Source organism: Methylobacterium sp. 391_Methyba4 (genome assembly GCF_029691625.1).
Classification (GTDB): Bacteria; Pseudomonadota; Alphaproteobacteria; order Rhizobiales; family Beijerinckiaceae; genus Methylobacterium; species Methylobacterium fujisawaense.
In genome coordinates this window covers 3,102,116-3,128,514 of sequence record NZ_CP121475.1, presented here as the reverse complement: position 1 = coordinate 3,128,514, position 26,399 = coordinate 3,102,116, and the positions used below count along the sequence as shown (strand labels likewise).

Here is a 26,399-nt window from a genome sequence, read left to right as displayed (position 1 = left end):
GGACGAACGCGAGGAGCCCCTGATTGACCAGCGGCCCCTCGATTACTTAGGCTAATCCGGCGCGGAACATTGAGATCTTAAACCGGATCATCAGTTCGGCTATCGATTGGCGATTAACTGGTGCGATAAGTTGCGGTAGAGCGATGATGATAATCTTGATTGCCGGGATCAAATTAAGATCTTTACGGCCGCAACAGTTCAACTGCAGCTTTGGCTTCAAATTGGGCTAGCGGCTTCCGACCATACTCGGACAATCACCGGGCGTCCGCTTTTTCCATGATCGCGTCCGAAAGCGGAACGGCAAAAATCCACCCATGGGAGACGCTCTGAGGGCCGTCGGCCCCGACAGGAGATGGCCGTAAGCGGAACGGCCGCTTGGGAGACGGTCGGCCGGAAAAGCGGACGGCCTCCTACCGACCCAAACCAGACGCCGCGACAATCCCAACTAAGTGCCCATAGCGGACCCGCTGCAATGCGGTCGGGTCTACTGGAGGGAAGGTACAGATCAGTAGCCGTAGGAATGAACCTCTTACGGCGATGGCTCATCCTTGTTCCGCGCTTTTGCGTGGGCACGCAACGCCGCCAGGACGTCCATTTCGCGACACAGGACCTGCTCGGTTTCGTCAGTATCCTGTCCGTGTAGGATCCTATCCATCAGCAGGGCCGTGTGAGCCCCCGCCCGGGCCTCCGCGGCGATGATGGCGACACGAAGACTCAATCGTTGAGTTTTGGAAATCATTACACGCAATGACGGTCTGGAGGCCGGGTCGGGCCGGCAAATAGACGACCGACTGCCAACATCCAAGCCTCGGGTAAAGCCACTGTGTTTGGGGTATGGAACAACCCTCCCGTCAGCGCATTGGCAGGCTCGGCCTTGTGGCGCCTGCCGCAACGCGGCATGCGAGATGCACGATCCCGACGGTTCGTTGGGCCCCGTCCTTTTTGACAACCCCGCTGTGAAGGGTCGTATCAGTGCCGCATACTCGGCAGCCGCTGCAATCTGTTCCCGCCGCCAATACACCTCTCGTGAGTCTCAGGCCCGGCGCCGGCCAACTATTTGAGACCGAGCGGCGCCTCAATGCCGTGCTTAACAACGCCTCGGTCTCCATCTTCCTGATGGATGACCGGCAGCACTGCATCTACATGAACCGCGCCGCCGAGCAGCTGACCGGCTGGACGCTTGACGAGGTTTTGGAGCGCGACTGCCCGCTGCACGACATCGTGCACCACACCTACCCGGACGGCCGGCCGTTCCCGCTGGCGGAATGCGCGATCGATCGCGCCTTCCCGGAGAACAACCAGGAGCGTGGCGAGGAGGTTTTCGTCCACAAGGACGGGCATTTTTATCCGGTCGGCTTCACGGCCAGCCCGATCCGGGACGACGCGGCCAACATCATCGGCACGATCATCGAGGTCCGCGATATCAGCGAGGAAAAGGCCGCGGCCGAGCGCCAACGCCTGCTGATCAACGAGCTGAACCACCGGGTGAAAAACACCCTGGCCACGGTCCAATCGATCGCCGCGCAGACGTTCCGCGGCCAGACCGACCAAGCCGCGCGGGCTGTGTTCGACGCCCGCATGGCTGCGCTGTCGACCGCCCATAACGTGCTCGTCGAGGACAACTGGGAGAGTGCCAGCTTGCGCAGCGTGGTTGAGCGCGCGCTTGCACCGCACCTTCTGGCAGAGGTCGACGTTAACCGCTTCGTGCTAAACGGACCGGATACACGTCTGCACCCCAAGGTCGCTGTAACTCTGGCCATGGCGCTGCACGAGCTGATGACCAACGCCGCCAAATACGGGGCTCTGTCGGTCCCTGAGGGGCGGGTCGCGGTGACGTGGTCCCTGCAGGCCTTGGACGATGGCCGCGAGCAGCTTGATCTCGCATGGGAAGAGCGCGGCGGCCCGCCGGTCACTCCGCCAACACGCAGAGGCTTCGGCTCCCGGCTTATCGAGCGGCAGCTTCCGATGGAGTTCGACGGCAACGCGGCTATCACATACGCGCCGAGCGGTGTCGTCTGCCGGCTGGAGATCCCATTGACCCAGCTCGGCTGGGTCGGCCAGGAGACACTGGAAGGGCACCCTGCCCGATGAGTTTGCTGGAAGGGCGCCGCGTTCTGCTGGTCGAGGACGAGAGCCTCGTGGCCATGCTCGCGGAGGACATGCTGCTCGACCTCGGCTGCGAGGTCGTGGTGGCCATGCGCCTCGACAAGGCCGTGGATCATGTCCGCGCCGGGAACTTCGACTTGGCCGTGCTGGACGTCAACCTGGGCGACGCCCGCAGCTATCCGGTGGCCGACCTGCTGTTAGAGCGTTGCACGCCGTTCCTGTTCGCGACCGGCTACGGCACGCAGGGGTTGGAGGAAGCGTATCGGTCAGCCCCGGTGCTTCAGAAGCCTTATCAAGCGGCGCCGCTGGCGCATCTGCTAACACAGCTCCTCACTTGCGAAGCGCCGATATGGGACCGCGCCGACGAGAAAGCCACGGCGTGCGCCTGCCACCGGCCGAAAGGGGAACCCTCCGGACCGGAGCCTTTCCAGGCCGACCCTGTCCGCTGACGACCCAACACCGCCATTTATGCGCCGCTGAGCAAATCCCGAAACCGGACGTTTGCTCCGTCAACTCCAGGACGGCAAAGTGCCTCCCCGGGCAGATCGTGCCGGACTGTCTTTACACGGATTGCCTCGGCCGGGGGGCATCTCCAACGATCATCAGGCGGAAGCGGCCGCCCGGATGCGCAGGTCTCGGTCTGAGGACATCATTCCGCCCCTTGACCTTCCAACGGTGGGAAGCCCCATCTCCTCGGGACATCGTCCGAAGGAGAGCGTCATGATCCATTTGAAGGTCGAGAAAGTGGGCTGCGGCGGCTGCGCCAAGTCCGTGACCCGCGCCGTGCAGGCCATCGAGCCGAACGCAGGCGTCGCGGTCGACCTGGGGGCGAAGCTGGTCACCGTGTCGGGAACCAGGGGATCGGCCGACCGGATCGCCCGGGCCATCGCAGAGGCGGGCTATCCGGCCGAGCCCGCCTGAGCCAAGCGCAACCAACCGGCGCGTTCGCCGTTCCTGAGACCGTCAGCCGGACTTTCGCGCCGGCCCGGAATTTGGCATCTTGGATTCGTGACGTTCTGGCTCGCCCTCCGGCGACTGTTGCCGCTCTTGGCGGTCCTCAGTCTCGCCCTGACGCCGGTGACCGCTCCCGCGGCCACCGCGGGCATGCACGCCGCGATGCCGGCCGCCGTCCACGACCATCACGGCCACGCCATGCCTGTCATGGTCATGGCCGACGACGGCTCCGGTCGGATCGACATGGCGGATATGGCCATGGACGACATGCCCTGCTGTCCGCACGAGAAGGCGGCCAAGCCGGACTGCGCCAAGGACTGCCCGCTGATGGCCCTGTGCCTCGCCCCCGTCGCCTCGCTCCTGCCCACAGCGGTCGTCCTCCCGGCGCCCGTCGGAACGCGGGCGGCCTTGGCCTGGCCCGCGGCACCCCCGTTCGCGAGCGTGCACGGGACGCCGCTACCCGAGCCTCCCCGAGCCTGAACCCGATGCCGCCGGCGTGAGCGCCGGCACGATGCCGCGTGCCTGCGCGCCGGCACCCATCGCGTTCAGGAGATGACACCCGTGACCAAGAACACCCTCGCGCGCCCGCTCAAGGCGGCGCTGCTCGGTGCCGTGCTATCGGTGCCGGCTCTCACCTCGTCCGCATTTGCGGACACCAAGAACTACCAGTTCCAACTCGTCCAGCAGGAGGCCAAAGTCGGCGATGCCGTCCTCGCCGTCCGGCTGGTGGACAAGCGCAGCGGCAAGCCGGTGACCGACGCCGTGGTCTTCGCCAAGCGGCTCGACATGGCGCCCGACGCCATGGAGGAGATGGCCACCAAGGTCGAGCAGGTGCCCTCGACCGAGCCCGGCATCTACCGCTTCAAGGCCCATCTCGGAATGCAGGGCCGCTGGCGCCTGTCGCTGGCCGCGAAGGTCCAGGGCGAGACCGGCACGGTCGAGGACAAGCTGATCATCCAGGCCGGGAAATGAACCGGTCCGCATGGCTCGCCGGGGCCCTCGCCGCGCTCGCGGCGGGGTCCGCCGGGTATTGGACCGGGCACGACGGTCCCGCCGTGTCCGACCTTGCGGGTCGGGTGGCGGGGAGCCTGCCGACCGCGCTCGTGGACAGGGCGCGGGACGGCCTCGCTCGCCTGGTGCCGTCGGCGCCGGTGTCGGCGGCGGCTCGTCCCGCCGCCCCGTCCGGCCCGGTCGTCTACTACCGGGACCCGGACGGGAAGCCGGTCTACTCGCTCGCGCCGATGGTCACGGGGGACGGTCGGGAGTTCCGGGCAGTCCACGCCAGCGAGGACGTGCGCTTCGACGTGGAGGACGCCGAGGCCACGGCCATGCCCGCCGGCATGGCGGCTCAAGACATGGGCAAGGACGGTATGGGCAAGGGCGGCATGGCGGCCGGGGCGGCCGGGCCTGGCCCGGGCAATCGGCGTGTCCTGTACTACCGCAACCCCATGGGACTGCCAGACACCTCGCCGGTGCCGAAGAAGGACTCGATGGGGATGGACTACATCCCCGTCTACGCGGGCGAGGACGAGGGCGGGAACGTCGTGACCGTCTCGCCCGGCAAGGTCCAACGCACCGGCGTGCGGACCGAGGTCGTGGACCGGCGGGTCGTGGCGCAGCCGGTGCGCGTGCCCGGCACGGTCGCCCTCGACGAGCGGCGCGTGACCGTCATCGCGACCCGGTCCGACGCCTACGTCGACCACGTCGAGAACGTCACCACCGGCGACCGCGTCCGTAAGGGACAGGCGCTGGTCCACGTCTACTCGCCCGAGATCAACGCGGCCGCGGCCCAGCTCATCGCCAACCCGGGGTTCGACGGGGCGCGCCGCAGGCTCCAGAACCTGAATGTCTCAGAGGCCGTCATCGACGAGATGGAGCGCACCCGGAAGGTGCCGATGGCCATCACCTGGTCCTCTCCGCGCGACGGCCTCGTCCTGCAGCGGACCGCCGTCGAGGGCATGAAGGCCGCCGCCGGCGACACCCTGTTCCGGATCGGCGACATCTCGACGATGTGGGTGTTGGCCGACGTGCCCGAGCGCGACCTCGCCGCGGTGCGCGTGGGCCAGCCCGTCACCGTCCGCCTTCGCTCGGCCCCGGGGAAGACCTTTTCCGGCAAGGTCGCGGTGATTTACCCTCAGGTGAACGCCGACACCCGAGCGACGCGGGTGCGCATCGAGCTGCCGAACCCGGACGGCTCGCTGCTGCCCGACATGTACGCCGAGGTCCAGATCGACACCGGCGACGCCAAGCCGGTGGTGGCGGTCCCCGACGACGCCGTCATCGACACCGGCGAACGCCAGGTCGTGCTCCTCGACCGGGGCGAGGGCCGATTCGAGCCCAAGAAGGTGAAGGTCGGCGTCCGCGGCGAGGGCTTCACCGAGATCCGGGACGGCGTCTCGGCCGGCGACCGGGTGGTCACGGCGGCGAACTTCCTCATCGACGCCGAGAGCAACCTCAAGGCGGCGCTCCAGTCCCTGGCCGCCCCGAAGGACGGCCGGCAGGCCGCGAACGCGGGAGGCAGGCGGTGATCGCGCGTCTCATCGGCTGGTCCGCCCGCAACCTCGTCCTCGTGCTGGTCGGGACCGTGTTCGCGGTCGCGGGCGGCGTGCTCGCGCTGCGGACGCTGCCGCTTGACGCCATCCCCGACCTCTCGGACGTGCAGGCCATCGTCTACACCGAGTATCCGGGCCAGGCGCCCCAGGTGGTCGAGGACCAGGTCACCTATCCGCTAACCACCGCCATGCTGACGGTGCCGAAGGCGAAGGTGGTCCGCGGCTTCTCGTTCTTCGGTGGGTCCTTCGTCTACGTGATCTTCGAGGACGGCACCGACCCTTACTGGGGCCGGTCCCGGGTGCTGGAGTACCTGAACGCGGCGGCGAACCGCCTGCCTGCCGGCGTGACGCCGACGCTGGGCCCCGACGCGACCGGCGTGGGCTGGGTCTACCAATACGTCGTCGTGGCGAAGGAGCGGACCCTTGCGGAGCTGCGCTCGCTCCAGGACTGGGTCGTGCGGTTCGGCGCTTCGCGGGCCGAAGGCGTGGCCGAGGTCGCGGGCGTCGGCGGCTTCGTGAAGCAGTACAACGTCGTCGTCGACCCGAACCGCCTGCGAGCCCAGGGCATCTCCCTCAACAAGCTTCGGGACGCGATCCGCACGAGCAATGCCGACGTCGGCGGCCGCACGGTCGAACTGTCCGAGTTCGAGTTCATGGTGCGCGGCCGCGGCTACCTGAGGAGCATCGCCGACATCGAGAACATCGTCCTCAAGACCGCCGGCGGCACGCCGCTGCGGGTCCGGGACGTCGCCCGCGTCGAACTCGGGCCGGACGAGCGGCGCGGCATCACCGAGATGAACGGCGAGGGCGAGGTCGCGGGCGGCATCGTCCTACAGCGCTTCGGCGCGAACGCCCTCAGCGTCATCGAGGGGGTCAAGGCGAAGCTCGCCGAGGTGGCCAAGAGCCTGCCGGCCGGCACCGAGATCCTGCCGGTCTACGACCGCTCGCAACTCATCGAGGCGGCCATCGACACCCTGCGGCACACGTTGGTCGAGGAGAGCATCGTCGTCTCCCTGGTCTGCGTGGTGTTCCTCCTGCACATCCGCAGCGCGCTCGTGGCCATCCTGATGCTGCCGGTCGGCATCCTGATGGCGCTCGCGGGCATGAAGGCGCTCGGAATCGGCGCCAATATCATGAGCCTCGGCGGCATCGCCATCGCGGTCGGCGCCATGATCGATGCCGCCATCGTCATGATCGAGAACGCCCACAAGCACCTGGAGCGGGCGCCGCCGGGCAAGCCCCGGGTCGAGATCCTGGTCGAGGCCGCGAGCGAGGTCGGGCCGTCGCTGTTCTTCTCGCTCCTCGTCATCACGGTGAGCTTCCTGCCGATCTTCACCCTGGAGAGCCAGGAGGGGCGGCTGTTCGGGCCGCTCGCCTACACCAAGACCTTCGCCATGGCGGCGGCCGCGCTCCTGTCGGTGACGCTCGTCCCGGCGCTGATGGTGCTATTCGTGCGCGGGCGGATCGTCCCGGAGCACCGCAACGCGCTCAACCGCCTGCTCATCTGGCTGTACCGGCCCCTCATCGCGGGCGTCCTGCGGGCGCGGGTGCTCACCATCCTGCTCGCCGTGGGCGTGCTGGCGGCGACAGTCTGGCCCGCCCGGCAGCTCGGCTCCGAGTTCATGCCCGACCTCGACGAGGGCAGCCTGCTCTACATGCCGACCACCCTGCCGGGGATCTCGGTGACCAAGGCCGGTGAGCTGCTGGCGACCCAGGACCGGATCATCAAGTCCTTTCCCGAGGTCGCCTCCGTCTACGGGAAGGCGGGCCGCGCCAACACGGCCACCGACCCGGCGCCCATGGAGATGTTCGAGACGGTCATCGCCCTGAAGCCAAAGGCGGAGTGGCGCCCCGGCGTCACCCTCGCCAGCCTCAAGGAGGAGATGGACAAGGCGCTGCAGTTCCCCGGCGTGTCGAACGCCTGGACGCAGCCGATCCGCGCCCGCATCGACATGCTCTCGACCGGCATCCGTACGCCGGTCGGCATCAAGGTCCTCGGGACCGACCTCAAGCAGATGGAGGGGGTCGCCCGGCAAGTCGAGGCAGTCGTCCGGGCGGTGCCGGGCACGTCGAGCGCCTACGCCGAGCGGGTGATCGGCGGCTACTTCCTCGACATCACCCCCGACCGGGAGGCGCTGGGCCGTTACGGGCTGATGGTCGGCGACGTGCAGGACGTCATCGCGACGGCGCTCGGCGGGCAGGCCGTGACGAACACGGTCGAGGGGCGGGAGCGCTACACCGTCAACGTGCGATACCCGCGCGCCTTCCGCTCGGACCCGCGCGCCATCGCCGATGAGGTGCAGGTGCCCCTGCCGGCCGGCGGCACGGTGCCCCTGCGCGAGGTGGCCAAGGTGGAGATGACGCGGGGGCCGACCTCGATCCGCACCGAGAACGGGCAGCTCGCGGTCTACATTTTCGTCGACATCGCCGGACGCGACCTCGGCGGCTACGTGGCCGAGGCGCGCAAGGCCGTGGCCGACGAGGTGACGCTGCCCCAGGGCACGACGCTCCAGTGGAGCGGGCAATACGAGTACCTGGAGCGGGCCGAGGCGCGGCTTCGGATCGTCGTGCCGCTGACGCTGCTCGTCGTCTTCCTGCTCCTCTTCCTGAACTTCCGGCGGCTGACCGAGACGCTCATCGTGATGCTGTCGCTGCCGTTCGCCTTGGTCGGCGGGGTGTGGCTGCTGTGGTGGATGGGCTTCAACATGTCGGTAGCCGTCGCGGTGGGATTCATCGCGCTCGCCGGCGTCGCCGCCGAGACGGGGGTGATCATGCTGGTCTACCTCGACCACGCCTGGGACGAGGTGCGGGCCGGGTGCAGCCGCGAGGAGCGCCCCCCGACGCGGGCGGACCTGCGCGGCGCCATCATGGTCGGCGCGGTCGAGCGGGTACGGCCCAAGATGATGACGGTGGTCGCCATCATGGCCGGTCTCGTCCCGATCCTATGGAGCACCGGCTCGGGCTCGGAGGTCATGCAGCGCATCGCCGTGCCGATGATCGGCGGCATGGTCTCCTCCACCGCGCTGACCCTCGTGGTGATCCCCGCCGTCTACGCGCTCGTGAAGGGCTGGACGCTGCCGCCGGGCAACCAATCCCAGGCGACGGCCGTCGAGGAGCCGACACATCACCGGGTCGCCGCCGAGTAGCGACGCCGGCGCCCCAACCTGCATCGAAGGAGCAACTCATGCCGTCACCGGCCCGCAAGGCCGTCCTCTACCGGATGGTCACGCCCGAGCACACCTGCCCTACGGCCTGAAGGCCAGGGACCTCCTCGAACGCCAGGGCTTCGCGGTCGAGGACCACCTGCTGACCACGCGCGAGGAGATCGACCGGTTCAAGGACGAGTACCACGTCAAGTCGACGCCGCAGACCTTCATCAATGGCGAGCGGGTCGGCGGCTTCGACGATCTCCAGCACCACTTCGGCAAGGCCGCCAACGACCCGAGCAAGCCGACCTACACGCCCGTCTTCGCGGTGTTCTCGATGACGGCGCTGATGGCCCTGGCGGCGAGCCACGCCGTCTACGGCACCCCGTTCACGATGCGCGCCGCCGCGTGGTTCATCGCATTCAGCATGTGCGTGCTCGCCCTCTTGAAGCTGCAGGACGTGGAGAGCTTCTCCTCGATGTTCATGGGCTACGACCTGCTGGGACAACGCTGGGTCCGCTACGCTTACGCCTACCCGTTTCTGGAGGGCATCGCCGGCGTGCTGATGGTCGCGGGCGCCCTGAACTGGATCTCGATCCCGGTGGCTCTGTTCATCGGCTCGGTCGGGGCGGTCTCGGTGTTCAAGGCGGTCTACGTCGACAAGCGGGACATCACGTGCGCCTGCGTCGGCGGGTCGAGCAAGGTGCCGCTCGGCTTCGTCTCGCTCACCGAGAACGTGATGATGGTCGCCATGGCCCTCTGGATGCTGGCGGTGCACCATTGAGCGCCGCCTTCGCCGCACCGGGCTGGCTTCACGCCCTCTCCGTCGCGTCCCTCTTGCTGGGTGCCGCGTGCTCGCTCGTGTTGTCGGTGCAGGTGATCCGGCACCCGCAGCACATGACGGTGATGAACGTCGTGTGGCCGGTGTGCGCCCTGTTCGGCACGCTCGCCGTGGTCTGGGCCTACTTCCGCTACGGGCGGCTCGGCACGATGGAGGCGCACCACCAGGCGATGGAGCGAAACGAGAAGCCCCCCAACATGACGCAGACGCCGTTCCCGGTGATGGTCGGAACGGGGGCGCTCCACTGCGGCAGCGGCTGCATGCTGGGCGACGTCGCCGCCGAGTGGCTGGCCTTCCTGGTGCCGGCGGTGGCGGTCTGGTTCGGCTGGCACTCGCTGTTCGAGCAGAAGATCTACGCGGTCTGGGTGCCGGATTTCGTCTTCGCCTACGCGCTCGGCATTGTGTTCCAGTATTACGCCATCGTGCCGATGCGGGGGCTCTCGCCGGGCGAGGGACTGGTCGCCGCGATCAAAGCCGACACCCTGTCGCTGATATCGTGGCAGGTTGGCATGTACGGCTTCATGGCCTTTGCTCAGTTCGTCCTATTCCCGCACCTCGTGGGGGACCGGGCGCCGGTGAACTCGGTCGAGTTCTGGGCCGCCATGCAGGTCGCAATGGTGGCGGGCTGCCTGACCAGCTACCCGGTGAACTGGTGGCTCGTCAGTGCCGGCATCAAGGAGCGGATGTAGGTCGGAGGGCTGCTTTATGAGTTTGAAGCCTAAGAGCTGACCGGCGGGAAACCACCCAACTCAGCCGTTCAGAGGCGGCCGCCAAGGAGGCCGAAACTGACCGAAAGCGGCTGGTCCGCTTCCGGGTGCGGTCATGGCAAGAGCGGACAGCCCTTCTCCCGGAGGCTCGCGCCACACTATACGTCCAGCCAGTGCGGGCTCGAATGGTCCGGCGCCGGCATCCCGTAGAACCTCATCGGCCGCGAGGGCCATACCCCGGTCGCACTTTGTGATTTGGCTTTCCAGCAACAATTTGCTCTCTCTTTGCCGCGGACGCATCGTCCCATTACAGTTTCAGGCGCGCGGCGCTGCGCCGACATGAGGGACGCATGACGGCAGCGCTCGGGATCATGTGCAAGGCCCCGCGCCCCGGCCTGACCAAGACACGCCTTGCCGCACGCCTCGGCCCGGAGAAGGCAGCACGTCTCGCTGCCTGTTTCCTGGCGGATGTCGCCGGTGTCGTGCTCGCGGTCCCGGAGGCGCTGGGCAGGCAGGGATACGGCATCTATGCGCCCGCGGGATCGGAGGCCGAGCTCGCTGCCATCCTGCCGCACGCCTTCCGCCTGCTGCTTCAAGAAGGATCCGATTTCGGGGTCATTCTCGGAACAGCCGTGCGTCGTCTGCTGACCGAGCAGGCGCACGACTGCGTCGTGCTGATCAACGCCGACTCTCCGACCCTGCCCGCATCGCTGCTCACGGACACCGTCACCACCCTGCGACGGTCCGGAGACCGCGTGGTGCTGGGGCCCGCCATCGACGGCGGCTACACGCATATCGGGTTGAAGGCCGACCATCCCGAACTCTTCGCCGGCATCCCGTGGAGCACGGACGCAGTGCTGGCCCGTACGCTGGAGCAGGCCGCCGCAATCGGCCTGGAGGTTAAGGTGCTTCCCCATTGGTACGACATCGACGACGCGGCGACATTCCGCCTCCTTCAGGATGAGATCGCGGGAATCCCGCCGGCGTTCGCTGCGGACGGCATCGTCGGGGGGCAGGCGCCCGCGACGCGCGCGCTGCTGACCCAATGGCGTGACGCGTGAGCCCTGTCCGGCGCCTGACGGCCCTCGGCATCGCCGGAACCGTGCTGATCGGGCTCGGCATGCCGCTTCTTCAGGGCTTCGGCGACGATGCGTTCCTGGCGCTCGCCTGCGCCGGTGGCGTGATCGCCGCCCTGGCCGCGCGCCTGGAGGAAATCCCGGGGCCCCGGGCCCTGGCCATCATCGTCGGGGCCGGCCTCGCGATGCGGCTCCTCGCGCTGCCCGCGCCGCCGATCCTGTCGACCGACATCTTCCGCTACGTCTGGGACGGAATCGTGCAGAGCGCCGGGATCAACCCCTATCGCTACGTCCCGGCCGACCCGGTACTGGCGTTCCTGCGCGACGCGCAGGTCTACCCGTTCATCAACCGCGCCGACTACGCGGTGACCATCTACCCCCCGATCGCGCAGGCGTTCTTCCTCCTCGTCACCCGCATCTCGGCGAGCCCGCTCGCCATCAAGATCGCCCTCGTGGCGTGCGAGGCGGTGACGATCTTCGCCCTGGTCGGTCTGCTGCGGCTCACGGGACAGTCGGAGACCCGCGTGGCGGCCTACGCTTGGCATCCGCTCCCGATCTGGGAGATCGCGGGCCAGGGCCATATCGACGGCGTGATGATCGCCCTGACGATGCTCGGCCTGTGGCTGGCCCTGGCCGTCGGCCGGCGCTACGCGGGCGCGACATCGGTGGTGCTGGGGGCGCTGGCCAAGCCGTTCGCCCTGATCGCGCTGCCCGGCCTGTGGCGACCCTGGGACTGGCGGATGGTCGCCCTCGTGCCGGTCGTCATCGCGCTGGCCTATCTGCCCTACCTGTCCGTCGGGAGCGGCGTGCTCGGCTTTCTCGCGACGGGATACGCCGACGAGCAGGGCCTGTCCTCGGGCACCGGCTTCACACTGCTGCGGCTTTGGCGGCAGGCGGTCGGCCAGTGGCCGCACGACACCCAGATCTACCTGGCCCTGTGCCTGACGATCCTGGCGGTCCTCGCGCTGCGGACCGGATTCCGAAGGATCCGGACGCCGGAGCGGAGCCTGCGCGACATCAATTGTTCGATCGTGATGTTACTCTTCCTGCTGTCACCCGAATTCCCATGGTATCTCTTGCTGGCCGTGCCGTTCTTGAGCGTCGCCGCCACGCTTCCAGGTTGGGTCCTCACGGTGGGAGGCTTCATGCTCTACGACGTCGTCCCCGGCGATCCGCAGCTGCCCTACGAGGCCCGCTCGGCGATCCTCGCCGCCCTGGTGGCGGCGGCGTCGCTCGTGCACGTCGAACTCCGCCGCCGCTCCGGACTCACCCGATGACCGCAGCCACCCACCTCGCCACGCCGGCCATCGACCCGCGTCGCTATCACGAGGCGGCGCCGCGGACGGTCGAGACCGTCGTCGAGCGGCTGCCGGTCTGCCTCTATCTGGAGGTGACGAACCGCTGCAACCTGCTCTGCACCACCTGTCCGCGCACCTATGTCGAGCTCGAGCCGCCGGCCGACATGAGCTGGGACCTGTTCACGCGCATCGTCGATCAGGTGCCGGATCTCAGCCGCGCCGTGCTTCACGGGGTCGGCGAGCCGATGCTGGTCAAGGACCTGCCCCGGATGGTGCGCTACCTCAAGGATCGCGGAACCTACGTCCTGTTCAACACCAACGGCACGGTGCTGTCCGAGAAGAACGGACGGGCCCTGATCGAGGCCGGCCTGGACGAGCTGCGCGTCTCGCTCGATGCGTCGACACGCGCCTCGTACATCACCGTGCGCGGAAAGGACTATTTCGAACGGATTCTGAAGAACGTCCGGGCCTTCCGGGCGCTGCAGGAGCGCGAGGGCCACGCGAAGCCCCGGGTCTCGGCTTGGCTCACCGGGCTCAAGGAGACCCTGCCGGAGCTGCCCGCCTTCGTGCGGGTGGCGGCCGAGGCCGGCGTGAAGGAGGTCTACCTCCAGCGGCTGGTCTACTTCGCGGACGACGCCCTCGGCATGGCGCGGCCCGATCAGGCCCTCTACGAGCGCATGGAGGCGGACGAGGCCCATTACCTGTCCGAAGCCGAGGCGGTCGCACGCGCGCTCGGGCTCACCTTCTCGGCGTCCGGGGCGGCGAGCGAGCCGGGGATGAGCCTGCGTCGCGACACCGACGGCTCGCCCTGGTCCCTGTGCCGCCGGCCCTGGAACGTGATGTACGTCACCGCCAACGGCCGGGCGCTGCCATGCTGCATCGCGCCATTCTCGCAGCGCGGCTACGAGAACTACACCCTCGGCGACGCCACGCAGGACACCCTGCGGGCGATCTGGAATGGCCCGGCCTACGTGGATTTCCGGGCCGCCCTTCTCTCCGACACGCCGCCGCAGGCCTGCGGCAATTGCGGGCTCCGCTGGAGCCTGTGACCGCCGAAGCCTTCGTCACCGCCATCGTGCCCTGCCTCGACGAGGAGGCCGCGATCGGCGCCGTCGTGGCGGGTCTCCTGGCGCACGGGGCCGATGCGGTCCTCGTCGTCGATGGCGGCTCGCGGGATGCGACCCGCGATCGGGCCGCCGCGTCGGGCGCGCGCGTCCTCGTGGAGCGCCGCCGCGGTTACGGCCGGGCGATCCAGACCGGGATCGCCGCGCTGCCGCCGGAGACCCGCATCGTCCTGTTCGTCGACGGCGACGGCAGCGACCGGCTCGACTGCGCGCCGGCCCTCCTCGATCCGATCCGCGCCAACCTGGCGGATTTCGTGCACGGCTCCCGGATCCGCGGCGACCGCGAGCCGGGCGCCATGAGCCCCCAGCAGATCGTCGCCGGTCACCTCGCCGGCTGGCTGCTGCGGCTCACCTACGGGGCCCGCTTCACCGACATGTCCCCGTTCCGGGCGATCCGCCGCGACGCGCTGGAGCGCCTCGGCATGCGGGACGAGACCTACGGCTGGAATCTGGAGATGCTGATGCGCGCCTCGGCGGCGGGCCTGCGCTGCGCGGAGGTCGCCGTCGGGCAGCGGCCGCGGCAGGGCGGCGCCTCCAAGGTCTCGGGGGACTGGCGGGTGGGGATGCGCGCCGCCTGGGTGATCGGCACGACCTTCCTGCGCCTCGCCCGCGCCCTGTCCCGCGAGGGCCGCCCGGCCGGCTGACCGGCCGCTCTCAGGTCGCGATGCGGACGAGGTTCGCGGCCCATCCGAAGGTGAGGCCGGGCGGGTACCGGCGGCGCAGTTCGGCGTCGAGGCCGAGGCTGCGACCCGCTCCGAACACGCTGAACAGGGCCATGAGGCCGCCGAGGAAGACGTAGGTCCACGGCCATTCCTGCGGATGCAGGTAGAGGCCGAGCCAGAGCTGCGCCACGAAGACGACGCCGATCGCCCCGACGATCCGGACGCCGAGCCCGAGGAGCAGCGAGACCGCGAAGGTCAGCTCCGTGAAGAAGACCATCACGTCCAGGATGTAGAAGTTCGGCGTCGGCAGCAGCACGCCCTTCACAAACTCCCGGTGGATCGCGAAGGCGGCGTTGGTCACCTCCTCACCGGTCCAATAATAGAGCCCGTTCTCGGTGGAGAAGAGCGGCAGCTTCCAAAGCATGCCCTGGAACCACATGCCGCCGATCAGGGCGCGCAGCGCCCACAGGGTGACGTCGCGGCCGGTCCGCTGGGCCGGATCCTCGATCCATTCCCGGATCGCGATGACGATGCTGGCCAGGACCAGCAGGGCGAGACCGGCCGCGACCAGCCAGCGCCCCCAACCGAGGGCGACCTCGTCGCTCTGCTGCCCGATCAGGAACAGCCACGTATCGGTGAACGGATCCGTCCGCATCGTTTCGATCCTCTCAAGGGCCGCGCGCCGTCAGGTACAGGCCGCCCGCAGCGGCGGGTCGGCCGCGGACCCGTGCAGGGGTTTGGACAGCCGTGTCGGCAGATCGGCGAGGCGCAGCGACCGGCGCAGGGCCCGGGACAGCGCGTCGACCATCGCGGTCAGGAGCGCCGTGGCGACGATCAGCAGCACAGCGACGTCCAGGCGCAACTCCGAGATCGCGGCATCGACGTAGAAGCCGAGCGTCGCCACGCCGAGGATGCCGAAGATCGCGCTCTCGCGCAGGATCAGCTCCCAGCGGTAGAGCAGGTAGGCCAGGAACTGCCCGTAGAGCCGGGGCAGCGTCTCGTAGCTGTAGAGGTTCAGGCCGGTCGGCGCGTCGGGGCGGTAGGCGAGGTCGTCGGCGTGACGCCCCATCAGGAAGCCGACGATGCCGGCATTGTGGATCGTCAGAGCCAGGATCGCCGGCAGCATCGAGGGTCCGAGCAGCTGCAGCAGCACGTAGGCCAGCATGTATTCCGGCGTCGAGCGCACCACCACGAGCAGCACCCGCCCGAAGGGCTGCCCGATCGGCCCGGCAAAACGGCGCGAGGCGAGGGGGAACAGGATGAGCGCACCGAGGCCGGTGGCGACCAGCGCGATCTGCGCCAGCACGAGGGTCTGGAGCGCGCCGGGCAGGATCTGCTCTGTCACGATCGGCCGGAGCCACAGCCAGAACCGGCCCCAGGTCACCGGATCGAGGAGCGCGCCGGACCGGAGCGGACTCGGGACGATGTCGTGGCCGAGGAACCGGCCGAGGCTGGTCAGCCAGTCGGTCGATCCGATGGTCTTGGGCAGGACGAGGGCGCTGCCCACGATCAGCACCGGCAGGGTCGAGAGGCGCATCCAGAGGCGGCGGGAGCCGATCAGAGCGTAGAAGACCAGGAGCAGGGCCCCGGCCTCGGCGTAGCGGCCCTGCCGGAAGGCGGATTCGAGGTAGAAGCCCATGGTGGGCAGGCCGATGAAGCCAAGCACCAGGGTCGAGCGCATGGCGCACTCGAACCGGTAGAGCGTGTAGTGCCGGAAGGCCGGGGCGACCTCCGGCAGGCGGGCGTACATGAAAGCCGAGAGGGCGCCGGTCCCCGCCGGCAGGACCCGCAGGGCGGAGAGATCCGCCTCCTCGATGATCTCCGAATAGACCTTCGCGCAGATGCCCGCGTAGGGCAGCGCGATGGCGAGGATGCCGGTGGTCGCCGACAGGCCGAACACCTGCGTTAGCAGCAGCGCCCAGAACAGCTCGTGGACCGAGCGCAGGCCGGCGCAGGCGAGCCGCACGCTCCGGGACCGGGCAAACGGGATCGCGAGGACGAAGCCCGTCCCGGCCCCGAGCGTGACCCCGAGGACCGCGAAGGCGACGGTGTAGACGACGCTCCAGATCTCCACCGCCGGGAAGTCCGGATGGACCAGGCCGGCGAGCAGGCGCTGCAGGTCGGCCCAGGGATGGAGGCTGGTGATCGCGAGGTCGGCGCCAAGCAGCGCCGCTGCGGCACCGCCGACGAACCAGCGGGTCGCCGTCGCGTAGCCCGCGCCGGGCATCAAACGCGCGGCGTTCATGCGGCCTGCCCGTAAAACGGGACGAGGGCCGCCTCGTCCAGGTCGCGGGCGGGCGCGTCGAGGACGATCCGACCCGCATCGAGGACCACGATCCGGTCCGTGTGCGCCAGCGCCAGGGCGATGTCGTGGAGCGCCAGGACGAGGGTCTGGTGGCGGGCGGCCATCCGCTCCAGGATCAAGCCGCCCTGCCTGCGGTCCAGGGCCGAGACCGGCTCGTCGCCGAGCAGGATGGGACGCCCGTTGTAGAGCGCCCGCGCGACCGAGACGCGCTGCTGCTGGCCGCCCGACAGCGCCCCGGCCTTGGCCCGGACCGCGTCGGCGAGCCCGACCTCCCCGAGGATCCCGCTGACCTCAGCGAGATCGGCGCGGGCCGGGAACGCCAGGGTGCGCAGGTTGTGCAGGGTCGAGCGCCGGTCGAGACGGCCCATGTAGACGTTGTGGAAGACCGAGAGCGTCCGCACCAGGGCGGCCGCCTGCGGGATCAGGGCCACCCGCGGCCGGGCCTGGGCGTGGATCAGCCCGAGCAGGGTGGACTTCCCCGCGCCGGATCGACCCATCAGCGCGACGCGCTCGCCCGCCCGGACGGTGAGGTCCACGCCGAACAGGACGGGCTTGCCGTCATAGGCCGCCGTCGCGCCCGACAGAACGACTTCGGCTTCGGCTCGGGGCAGGCTCACGGCAGCGCGCGGCTCAATCCAGCAGGCCCGTGGATTTCGCCACGCGCTCCACCGGCTCGTAGGCGGCGTTGGTCACCGGGATGAACTTCGAGCGCGCGAAGGGCGCGAGGATCGCAGGATCGGTGATGCCGATCAGCGCTGCCTTGAGCCGCTCCGTGAACCCGGCACCGTAGATCGCGTCGACATCGCCGCGCACGGTCCACTGATAATCCGGGAAGGGTGGGCTCTCCCATATGATGCCGACCTCCTTCGGGTCGATCTTGCCGGCCTTGTTGTCCAGATCCCAGACCGAATAGTCCACCGCACCGACCTCGAAGGCCCCGGACTGGACGAGCTGGATCGTGCGACTGTGATCGCCGGAGAAACCAACGCGGGAAAAAACCTCCTCGGGCGTCTTGCCCGGAAAGGCCTCGCGGATGAAGTATTCCGGCATCAGCCGGCCCGAGGTCGAGGCCCGGGAGCCGAAGGTGAAGGTCTTGCCGGCGATCGCCTTCGGGAAGTCGGTCGTGCGCGTCAGGCCCGTCTTGGTGTTGGCGATGAGGTAGGTCTTGAAGGCCGCATCCTCCGCTCCCTGCGCGATCGCCTGGGCCCCGGGCGAGGCTTTGCGGGCCTGGACGCCGGTGAACCCGCCGAACCACGCGAGCTGGACCTGTCCGTTCGTGAAGGCCGTGACCGCTGCCGGGTAGTTCTTCACCGGGAGGTACGTCACCGGCACACCGAGCTTGCCCTCGAGGTACGCGGCGACCTTGCCGAAGCGCTCGACGAGGCGGCTCTCGTCCTGATCGGGGATGCCGGTGAAGACGAAGGCCGGCTTGGCGCCCTGCGCGCCGGCTGCCTGGGGCAGCGCGAGGCAGGCCAGCGCGCCCAGCAACGACCAGCCCAGTGTCCGTCTCAGCATCGAGTGCTCCCGTTCGGATTCCGACTGCGATCGACGCCACGCCGGCATCGATGTCCAATCAACTGACAGCTAGCCCATGTCTAGCGGAGCGCTCGGCGAGCCCTGCTGATCGCGCTTATTCGTGTCACCGCACCGTGCGGTTACCCATCGCGAAGTCGCTTCGCTGCGGCAATCGGCCCGGCGGGCGCTGTCACGACTTCGGCCTGTTCGAATTCGGCCCTGGCGGCTGTCCCGGTGTAGAGAGTAAAGGCCGGCCGCGGTGATCAATCTTGCTGAAGATGTGATGTTACTGATGCGGCTGGCCGTGCGAAGGACGCCATGACGCCCGAAATCGGGCGCCGGTCGCCCGATGGTGCCTGTCGAGATCAGGCGAGAGGATCTGCATGGCCATGGACGCCGGGACGCCGCAGCCTCCGGAGCCGAACATCGTCGCCCCGACACCGTCATTCGCCCTGGGCGTCGGGCTCACCAACGAGTGCAATCTCGCCTGCTCCTTCTGCTACCGCGATCCCGATCGCCTGGACCGGCTCGGACCGGAACAGCTGCGGACGGTGCTCGACAGCCTGCCGGTGCGCTCGGTCAATCTGGGGACCGGCGAGAACGGGATGCACCCCCAGTTCCCGCAGCTTCTCGATCTGCTCCGGGCCGAGCCGATCAAGCTCACGATCACGTCGAACGGGCACTCGATCGCCGTGATGGATGACACGGCGGTGCAGGCCTTCGCCGACGTGGAATTCTCGATCGACTATCCCAACCGGGAGGAGCAGGACGCGCAGCGCGGGGCCGGCAACTGGGACCTCGTGATGACGCAGGCGGCCCGCTGCCGGGCGCTGGGCGTCGGCGTGACCTTCATCGCCGTGATGATGCGGACCAATTTCGACCGGCTGCACGAGATCGCCGCCCTGGCCCGCGGCTTCGACGCGCCGCTGCGCATCAACGTCTACCAGGCGGTGCGCACCGACGCCTTCGCGCTCACCTACGAGGAATACTGGGACGGGTTCGCGCGCCTCTTCGCCGAGACCGACGTGATCGCCATCGGCGAGCCGCTCGTCCGGGCCATGGCGGGCCTCCCGGCGCGGCGGGGCGGATGCGGGATCGGCACGGTGCGCGTCACGCCCCGGGCGACGGTGCAACCCTGCGTCTACTGGGGTGGCACCGGCCAGAGCCTTGACACCCTGCGCGAGGCCGGCAGCGAGATCGTCGAGACGGCCCCCTTCGCGGCGGTCCGGGCCCTGCCGGAGCCCTGCCGGGGCTGCGACTACGAGGAAGCCTGCCACGGCGGCTGCGCCGGGCGGCGGCGGCTGATGGAGCGGCTCGATCAGGTCGACCCGTACTGCCCGATCGTGCGCGGCGAGGTCCGCCCCCTGTCGATCGTCATGGCGCCGGCCCGCGAATTGCCGAAGCTCGAGAGCGCCTGCACGACGATCGTCCAGGCGCGGCCCGCCCGTGGCTGACGCGCCCGCGGCGCGCACCAGCCTGAGCCGGCTCGCGGAGTCCTATGCGGTCATCCTGTGCGACGTCTTCGGCGTGCTCCACGACGCGACGCGGGTCTTTCCCGCCGCCACCGCGGCGCTGGCCGCCTTCCGGGCCGGCGGTGGCACGGTGATCCTCGTCTCGAACGCGGCCGAGCCCGGCGCACACCTGTCAGAACTCCTCCGCGCCCGCGGGATCCCCGACACCTACGACGATCTCGTGACCGGAGCCGACGTCGCCCGGAGCCTCCTCGACGCGGCGGGTGTCCGGTGCGTCCATCACATCGGGCCGGGGCGCGACCGGGTCCTGTTCGAGGGGATGCCGGTCACGCCGGTCCCGGTCGATGCCGCCGAACAGATCGTCTGCACGGGCTATCCGGATTGCGACGATGGCCTCGACGCGACCCTCGAAGCCGCGTTCCGGCGCGGCCTGCCCCTGCTCTGCACCAACCCGGACACGAGCTTGACGGTGGGTGCGACGCGCCTGCGCTTCGCCGGCCTCGTCGCCGAGCGCTACCGCGCCCGTGGGGGTATCGTCGTCGAGACGGGTAAGCCCGGCGCCCTGATCTACTGCCGGGCCCTGGACAAGGCCGAGCGCCTGCGCGGCCGGTCCATCGAGCCCGCCCGGGTCCTGGGGATCGGCGACACCGTCGCCCTCGACGTGGCGGGCGCCCTCAGTCACGGCTTCGCGGCACTCCAGATCGGCGCCGCGCCGCCCCCGCCGGCGGACGCGTCGGCCCGCCTGTACCGGATGCCCGCACTTGTCTGGTGACAGAGCGCCCGGCCCGGTCCATCCGGGAACACGACACGAGAGGATTGATCGATGGATACGACCCCGGTTCGTCTCACCAGCCTCGCCCATGGCGGCGGGTGCGGCTGCAAGCTCGATCCCGCGGTGCTGCGCACGCTCCTCGCCGACCAGCCGGTCGCCGGTCCCTTCGAGCGCCTGCTGGTTGGCAACGAGACCGCCGACGACGCGGCGGTCTGGGCCCTGGATGACGGCACCTGTCTGATCGCCACCACGGACTTCTTCACCCCGATGGTGGACGACCCACACGATTTCGGCCGGATCGCCGCCACCAACGCCATCTCCGACGTCTACGCGATGGGCGGCAAGCCGATGCTGGCGCTGGCCATCCTGGGCATGCCGGTCGGCAAGATCGCCCCCGAGACCGTCGCCGAGATCCTGAAGGGCGGCGCAGCCACCTGCGCGGAGGCGGGCATCCCCATCGCGGGCGGCCACTCGATCGACACGCCGGAGCCGATCTACGGCCTGGCGGTGATCGGCTCGTGCGACCGCGCGCATCTGCGGCGCAATGCCGATGCCCGGGCTGGTGACGTTGCCATCCTGACCAAGCCCCTCGGCGTCGGGATCTACTCGGCGGCGATCAAGCGGGAGGCCCTCGACGCTGCCGGCCACGCCGATTTCATCGCCACCACGACACGCCTCAATAAGGTCGGGGCGGATCTGGCGCGCGATCCGGAGGTCCACGCCATCACCGACATCACCGGCTTCGGCCTGCTGGGCCACGGCCTCGAACTCGCGCGCGGCGCCGGCCTGACCTTCGTGATCGCCGAGGGCGGCCTCCCGCTCCTGCCCCGGGCCGAGGCCCTCGCGCAGGAGGGTTTCGTCACCGGCGCCTCGCATCGGAACTGGGCGAGCTTCGGAGGCCAGGTGAGCCTGCCCGAGGGCCTGCCGGACTGGCGCCGGCACATCCTCACTGATCCCCAGACCTCCGGGGGCCTGCTCGTCACCTGCACCCCCGCGCGGGCGGACGCGATCCTCGCCCAATGCCATGCGGCGGGCTTCGCGCAGGCCGCTGTCGTCGGACGGTTCGAGGCCGGCCCGGCTGCGATCCGGGTCGAGGCCTGACACCGCCCGATGCCGCCCCACGAGCCGGCGACCGCCCCGATCCTGAACGACAAGGCGCACGGAGAGGCCTCGGCGTTCACGCCCGAGAACCTGCTCCGCGAGGCGCGCCGGCAACGCGGTCTCGGCGCCGGTCTAGTGCCGGCCCTCTGCGTCCTCGACCCGGACGGCGACATCGTGCGCCACCTCTGCGCGACTGGGCGGGCTCGGCCCGATCCCGATTGGGCCTGCTACCACAGCACCCTGTACCGGTTCGAGGAATCCGGGCGCGCGATCGGCATCGTCGGCTGCGCGGTCGGCGCGCCCTTCGCCGTGCTGGTGGCCGAGCAGATGTTCGCCTCAGGCTGCGAACTCCTGATCAGCATCACCTCGTCTGGACAGATCACGGCGCTGCGGGCGCCGCCCTATTTCATTCTCATCGACGCGGCCCTTCGCGACGAGGGCACGAGCTACCACTACCTGCCGCCGGCCGCGTTCGTGGAGGCTCCACGGGATCTGGTGGCGGCCGTGGCGCCCGCGCTGACGGGGATCGGTGAACCCGTCGAACGGGGCGCCACCTGGACGACCGACGCCCCCTATCGCGAGACTGAACGGGCCATCGCGGCGGCCCGGGCGCGGGGGATCCTCGCGGTCGAGATGGAGGCGGCGGGCCTCTACGCGTTCGCCCAGGCGCACGGCAAGGCCGTCCTGTGCTTCGCCCACGTGACCAACCAGATGGGTCAGGCCGGCGATTTCGAGAAGGGCGAGGCCAACGGCGCGACGACGGCGCTCCGCCTCGTCGCTGCCGTCGCGACCGCTCGGTTCCCGATCTAGAGAGCCGCCGTCCGGAAGCCGGCGAACACATCGCGGCGCTCCGGTCCGAAGAAGTTGCGGTAGTCGGTATCGATCATCCGCGCGCGTGTCGCCCAGGCGCCGCCCCGCAGGACCTTACGCGTTCCGAAGGCGGGCTCCGAGTATTCCTTGTAGGCGTCGGGTGCGAAGCCCGGGAAAGGCAGGAACGGGCTCGCCGTCCATTCCCAGACGTTGCCGAGCATCTGCCTGCAGCCCCAGGCGCTGTCGCCCTCGGGGAAGGCCGCGACGTCGACACAGCCGAGATGCCCGCCATCGAGGTTGGCGTGCTCAGGGGTCGGCGCACTGTCCCCCCAGGGATAGGGCCGCTTGGTGCGGCTCAATTTGCCGTCGGGCGTCGGCGCACCGGCCGCCGCAGCCTCCCATTCAATTTCGGTGGGCAGGCGTCTGCCCGCCCAGCGGCAATAGGCGTTGGCCTCGTACCAGTTGACGTGGACGATCGGCTGATCGGGCGCGAGCGGCTCGTCCCGGTCGAACCTCCTGCAGGTCCACTCGTCCCACCCGCGACGCGACCAGTAGACCGGGTGCTCGGCACCGCACCCGTCGCGCCACCGAGTCCCCTCGGCATCCCAACAGGCAGGATTCCGATAGCCGCCATCCGCCACGAAGGCGGCGAACTCAGCGTTCGTCACCGGCGCGCGGGCGATGCGGAACGCCGCGACGGACACGGGATGCGCCCATTTCTCATTGTCGAAGACGAAGCCGCCGTCGGGCTCGGCGCCGAGCTGCCACGTGCCCCCGCCGACCGCGACGTCGCCCGGCCAGGGACCCGTCCCCGTGTCCCGGGCCGAGGCTGAGGCGGCGAAGGACGGCCGCGGATAGCCCAGGGTCTGACGCGTGTAGGTGAAGGCCTCGTCGTGCATATCCTCGTGGAAGGCGACGAGCTGGTAGAGCTCGGCCTCCTGCGGTGTCGGCTCGCGGCCTTCGAGACGACGGACAAGCGCCTCCTGCACACGGGCCATGTAGGCCAGGGTGTCGGGCAAAGCCGGGAGCGGAATCGACCAGCGCGTCGCGTGGGGCACCCGCGCGGAGTCGTAGAGCCCGTCGGCTTCCGCCATTCGGGGCGGCGACCGGTCGAGCCCGCGCAGGATGAAATGTTCGTGAAACCAGGCGAGATGGCCGATTTCCCAGAGAAGGGGGTTCACGATCTCGCTCTGCGGGCCCATCAGACGCGCCTGATCGAGGCCCGACACCAGTTCGAGCGTCCGCGCTCTGGCATCTTCAAGCATCGCCACGAGATCGGCAGTCGAGACCTGTGCACTCATCGAACGTCCCGGATTCCTGTTGCAACCATGAGAATCAGCCTGATTACACCGGCGGCGAGAATGTCTCGTGCCGGCAATCGGACCACGGCGATGCGTTGGGCGCGCATCCTCGGCGAACTCGGGCACCGGGTCGACGTGTCAACAACCTACCCGGAAACCCACCCGGACGACGCCGACGTCGACCTGATGCTGGCGCTTCACGCTTGGCGCAGCGCGGCGTCGATTGCGCGCTTCAAGACGCGGTATCCGGATAGGCCGCTCATCGTCGCCCTGACCGGCACGGATCTCTATCACTACCTGGCGGCCGACCCCGAGCCGACCCTGCGCTCGCTCGATCTGGCGGACTGCCTGATCGGCCTGCACGATGGTGTGCCCGCCGCCCTTCCGGCGCGTCACCGCGGCAAAGTCGCGGTGGTCTACCAGTCTGCGACGGCGCGGGCGCATCGCTGGCCGATCTCGGACGATGCTTTCGAGATTCTCGTCGTCGCGCATCTGCGCTCCGTCAAGGATCCGCTCTGCGCGGCCCGTGCGGCCCGACGCCTGCCAGCTCAATCCCGGATCCGGATCGTGCACCTCGGCGGCGCGCGGGATCAGATCTGGGCCGATCGGGCTCGGGAAGAGATGGCGCACAACCCGCGTTACCGGTGGCTCGGGGACCAGCCCGGCTCCCTGGTCCGGCGCTGGCTGACGCGGGCCCGGGTCATGGTCCTCAGCTCTCAGCAGGAGGGTGGCGCGAACGTGGTGTCGGAAGCGGTCGTCGCCGGCTTGCCGATCCTCGCCACCGACATCCCCGGGACGCGGGGCCTCTTGGGCCCGGAGCATCCGGGCTATTTCCCGGTCGGGGACGATGCGGCCCTGGCTGCGCTGCTCCGTCGGGCCGAAGAAGAGCCTCGTTTTCTGGAACACCTACACGCGTTCGGTGCGGAGCGGGCAACGCTCTTCACGCCGGCCAGGGAGCGCGAAGCGCTTCATCGAATTGTCTCGCGTCTCTGAGCGACGCGCCCGACGTGATTGCGATTGGACCAAGGCTGCAATTCGGCGCAAGTTTGCGTGCGCCTCGTCGCCGTCGAACCTCTGTTCAGGCGCCAATGACCGCTTCCGAGATCTCCGTCAGGGGCATTGCATGTCGGGTGTGGGCGCCAAGCCGAACGTCTGGTTCTGCGCGCGACGGCGATCCGGCGTGACGTAGTCTGGCCGGAAGCAGTCCGTCTGCTCTGATAAGGTAATTTCAGAAAACCGGACGTCCCTCGAACAGCGCCTGCCCGGCCTACTGGCGACTACCCAGGCAGTATAAGTTCGTCTTGACGCTTCGCTCGTCGACGTTGGAAACCCGATAACCACGATCTGCAGAGCTGCCGCGAACTCTCTTTCACTGAAACGATGTCGCCGCCTCCGTGCGGATGACCGAGGTTCGCCGATCGCCGCTGAATCATCCAATAATTCGATCAAAATGTTCGATACGTTCCATTGGAATGATCGATTGGCCGCGGCCATGATCGGGGCAGATCCAGCTCACGATGTGTCCGCACCATGTCCGCAACAACCTTCTTCACGTCGCGCAAGCGTGCCCTGGGCCCCGTCCTGCCCGGCCTGATCCTGTGCCTCGCGGTGACAGGCGTCGCCCTCGCTCTGGAGGGGATCGAGGCGCATCTTTTTGGCCGGGCTTGGCTGGAGGCGCTCGTCCTCGCCATCGTGTTGGGCACGGCCGTCCGCACAGCCTGGAGCCCGGGGCCGCGCTTCGTTCGCGGTATCGCGTTCGGCGCCAAGACCGTCTTGGAGATCGCCGTCGTCCTGCTCGGCGCCTCGCTGAGCCTGGGTACGCTGCTTGCGGCGGGGCCCGGACTGCTCATCGGCATCGCAGGGGTGGTGGCTCTCGCCATTGCCGGAAGCTACGGCATCGGCCGGGCCCTCGGGCTGGCCCCGCGCCTCGCCATCCTCGTCGCCTGCGGCAACTCGATCTGTGGGAACTCGGCGATCGCGGCGGCGGCCCCGGTGATCGGCGCGGACGGCCAAGACGTCGCCTCGTCCATCGCGTTCACCGCCGTGCTCGGAGTCCTCGTCGTGCTCGGCCTGCCCCTGCTCGTGCCGCTGCTCGGGCTCTCGCCGATGCAGTACGGCGTGCTCGCGGGACTCACGGTCTATGCCGTACCGCAGGTGTTGGCTGCTACGGCTCCGGTGGCGGCTCTCAGCGTCCAGGTCGGAACCCTGGTCAAGCTGGTCCGCGTGCTGATGCTCGGGCCGGTGGTCCTGGCTCTCTCGCTGGGCGCGAGCCGGCTGCGGCGAGAGGCGGACGCGGCCGCACCGTCCCTGACGAAAGGGGAGCGCCCCGCCCCGAGCCGGATGCCGCTGCACCGGCTGGTGCCGTGGTTCATCCTCGCCTTCCTGACGCTGGCAGGTCTCCGCTCGGCGGGGCTCCTTCCCGAAGCGGCTGTGCACCCCATGGCCGCGACGGCGAACGCGCTGACCATCGTATCGATGGCGGCCCTCGGCCTCGGGGTCGACGTGCGCAGCGTCGTCAAGGCGGGACCCCGCGTCACCCTGGCGGTCGTCGCCTCGCTGGCCGCCCTGACGGCCGTGAGCCTTGGGCTGATCCGCCTGCTCGGCATCGCCTGACGGCAGCCCGCCACTGGCCGCGTCACAGCGCGTTGGACCCCAAT

Annotated in this window: 23 protein-coding genes and 1 pseudogene; 19 read left to right on the top strand and 5 right to left on the bottom strand. The window is 69.2% G+C overall.

Going from position 1 to position 26,399, the window contains the following annotated elements:
- Nucleotides 1–972 precede the first annotated feature (972 nt).
- From P9K36_RS14565 to P9K36_RS14505, 13 genes and pseudogenes are all read left to right on the top strand, one after another.
- Nucleotides 973–2,091 carry an HWE histidine kinase domain-containing protein gene (locus P9K36_RS14565; protein ID WP_043387244.1) on the top strand — a complete coding sequence of 373 codons (1,119 nt, stop codon included), beginning with the start codon at nt 973–975 and terminating at the stop codon, nt 2,089–2,091.
- 53 nt (nt 2,092–2,144) lie between these two features.
- Nucleotides 2,145–2,555, top strand: coding sequence for a response regulator (locus tag P9K36_RS14560; RefSeq protein WP_244538995.1), 411 nt, complete (start codon nt 2,145–2,147; stop codon nt 2,553–2,555).
- A gap of 271 nt (nt 2,556–2,826) precedes the next feature.
- Nucleotides 2,827–3,027, top strand: a complete 201-nt coding sequence (locus tag P9K36_RS14555) for a heavy-metal-associated domain-containing protein (protein ID WP_043346024.1) — start codon at nt 2,827–2,829, stop codon at nt 3,025–3,027.
- A gap of 87 nt (nt 3,028–3,114) precedes the next feature.
- Nucleotides 3,115–3,540, top strand: a complete 426-nt coding sequence (locus P9K36_RS14550) for a hypothetical protein (protein ID WP_043346022.1) — start codon at nt 3,115–3,117, stop codon at nt 3,538–3,540.
- Between the two features lie 81 nt (nt 3,541–3,621).
- Nucleotides 3,622–4,032, top strand: a complete 411-nt coding sequence (locus tag P9K36_RS14545; protein ID WP_043346021.1) for a FixH family protein — start codon at nt 3,622–3,624, stop codon at nt 4,030–4,032.
- The gene (locus P9K36_RS14540) at nt 4,029–5,588 is read left to right on the top strand and encodes an efflux RND transporter periplasmic adaptor subunit (protein WP_278307197.1); all 1,560 of its coding nucleotides are present in this window, start codon (nt 4,029–4,031) and stop codon (nt 5,586–5,588) included. Before P9K36_RS14545 ends, P9K36_RS14540 begins: the two co-directional genes overlap by 4 nt.
- Nucleotides 5,585–8,758: a CusA/CzcA family heavy metal efflux RND transporter gene (locus P9K36_RS14535; protein ID WP_043387238.1), complete on the top strand. Its 3,174-nt coding sequence runs from the start codon at nt 5,585–5,587 to the stop codon at nt 8,756–8,758. Before P9K36_RS14540 ends, P9K36_RS14535 begins: the two co-directional genes overlap by 4 nt.
- Nucleotides 8,759–8,796: 38 nt before the next feature.
- Nucleotides 8,797–9,542, top strand: a pseudogene (locus tag P9K36_RS14530) (glutaredoxin family protein).
- Nucleotides 9,539–10,288: a DUF4396 domain-containing protein gene (locus tag P9K36_RS14525; protein WP_043387236.1), complete on the top strand. Its 750-nt coding sequence runs from the start codon at nt 9,539–9,541 to the stop codon at nt 10,286–10,288. The pseudogene P9K36_RS14530 and the gene P9K36_RS14525 overlap by 4 nt, the downstream one beginning before the upstream one ends.
- Before the next feature lie 368 nt (nt 10,289–10,656).
- Nucleotides 10,657–11,367: a TIGR04282 family arsenosugar biosynthesis glycosyltransferase gene (locus tag P9K36_RS14520; RefSeq protein ID WP_043387234.1), complete on the top strand. Its 711-nt coding sequence runs from the start codon at nt 10,657–10,659 to the stop codon at nt 11,365–11,367.
- Nucleotides 11,364–12,659: a DUF2029 domain-containing protein gene (locus P9K36_RS14515; RefSeq protein WP_051976237.1), complete on the top strand. Its 1,296-nt coding sequence runs from the start codon at nt 11,364–11,366 to the stop codon at nt 12,657–12,659. Before P9K36_RS14520 ends, P9K36_RS14515 begins: the two co-directional genes overlap by 4 nt.
- Entirely contained in the window at nt 12,656–13,729 is a 1,074-nt protein-coding gene (locus P9K36_RS14510) for a radical SAM protein (protein WP_043345667.1), read from the top strand. The genes P9K36_RS14515 and P9K36_RS14510 overlap by 4 nt, the downstream gene beginning before the upstream one ends.
- A complete protein-coding gene (locus P9K36_RS14505; protein ID WP_043387232.1) occupies nt 13,726–14,448 on the top strand; it encodes a glycosyltransferase family 2 protein in 723 nt (240 codons plus the stop codon). The genes P9K36_RS14510 and P9K36_RS14505 overlap by 4 nt, the downstream gene beginning before the upstream one ends.
- A gap of 10 nt (nt 14,449–14,458) precedes the next feature.
- On the opposite strand, the gene P9K36_RS14500 is transcribed toward P9K36_RS14505, so the two are convergent.
- The 4 genes from P9K36_RS14500 to P9K36_RS14485 are packed head-to-tail and all read right to left on the bottom strand — an operon-like array spanning nt 14,459 to nt 18,286.
- A complete protein-coding gene (locus P9K36_RS14500) occupies nt 14,459–15,121 on the bottom strand; it encodes a hypothetical protein (protein WP_043345662.1) in 663 nt (220 codons plus the stop codon).
- 30 nt (nt 15,122–15,151) lie between these two features.
- Entirely contained in the window at nt 15,152–16,711 is a 1,560-nt protein-coding gene (locus P9K36_RS14495; protein ID WP_075379934.1) for an ABC transporter permease, read from the bottom strand.
- Nucleotides 16,708–17,388 (bottom strand): ATP-binding cassette domain-containing protein, encoded by a 681-nt coding sequence (locus tag P9K36_RS14490; protein ID WP_043345651.1) that lies wholly within the window; start codon nt 17,386–17,388, stop codon nt 16,708–16,710. The genes P9K36_RS14495 and P9K36_RS14490 overlap by 4 nt, the downstream gene beginning before the upstream one ends.
- Before the next feature lie 13 nt (nt 17,389–17,401).
- Nucleotides 17,402–18,286 (bottom strand): putative selenate ABC transporter substrate-binding protein, encoded by an 885-nt coding sequence (locus P9K36_RS14485; RefSeq protein WP_043387230.1) that lies wholly within the window; start codon nt 18,284–18,286, stop codon nt 17,402–17,404.
- A 383-nt stretch (nt 18,287–18,669) separates the two neighbouring features.
- Between P9K36_RS14485 and P9K36_RS14480 the strand changes: the two genes are divergently transcribed.
- Genes P9K36_RS14480 through P9K36_RS14465 form a run of 4 tightly spaced genes read left to right on the top strand, consistent with a single transcriptional unit; the run spans nt 18,670 to nt 22,441 of the window.
- Nucleotides 18,670–19,740, top strand: coding sequence for a radical SAM protein (locus P9K36_RS14480; RefSeq protein ID WP_236952895.1), 1,071 nt, complete (start codon nt 18,670–18,672; stop codon nt 19,738–19,740).
- A complete protein-coding gene (locus tag P9K36_RS14475; RefSeq protein WP_051044594.1) occupies nt 19,733–20,530 on the top strand; it encodes a TIGR01459 family HAD-type hydrolase in 798 nt (265 codons plus the stop codon). The genes P9K36_RS14480 and P9K36_RS14475 overlap by 8 nt, the downstream gene beginning before the upstream one ends.
- Before the next feature lie 51 nt (nt 20,531–20,581).
- Entirely contained in the window at nt 20,582–21,631 is a 1,050-nt protein-coding gene (selD, locus tag P9K36_RS14470) for a selenide, water dikinase SelD (protein WP_043756442.1), read from the top strand.
- 9 nt (nt 21,632–21,640) lie between these two features.
- Entirely contained in the window at nt 21,641–22,441 is an 801-nt protein-coding gene (locus tag P9K36_RS14465) for a nucleoside phosphorylase (RefSeq protein WP_043345644.1), read from the top strand.
- Here P9K36_RS14465 and senA read toward each other — a convergent pair.
- Nucleotides 22,438–23,706: a selenoneine synthase SenA gene (gene senA, locus P9K36_RS14460; protein WP_265737135.1), complete on the bottom strand. Its 1,269-nt coding sequence runs from the start codon at nt 23,704–23,706 to the stop codon at nt 22,438–22,440. The two genes, P9K36_RS14465 and senA, sit on opposite strands and share 4 nt — an antisense overlap.
- Here senA and senB point away from each other — a divergent pair.
- Nucleotides 23,593–24,735, top strand: a complete 1,143-nt coding sequence (senB, locus tag P9K36_RS14455; RefSeq protein ID WP_236952897.1) for a selenoneine biosynthesis selenosugar synthase SenB — start codon at nt 23,593–23,595, stop codon at nt 24,733–24,735. The two genes, senA and senB, sit on opposite strands and share 114 nt — an antisense overlap.
- 537 nt (nt 24,736–25,272) lie before the next feature.
- The gene (locus P9K36_RS14450; protein WP_278307196.1) at nt 25,273–26,355 is read left to right on the top strand and encodes a putative sulfate exporter family transporter; all 1,083 of its coding nucleotides are present in this window, start codon (nt 25,273–25,275) and stop codon (nt 26,353–26,355) included.
- Nucleotides 26,356–26,399: the final 44 nt, after the last annotated feature.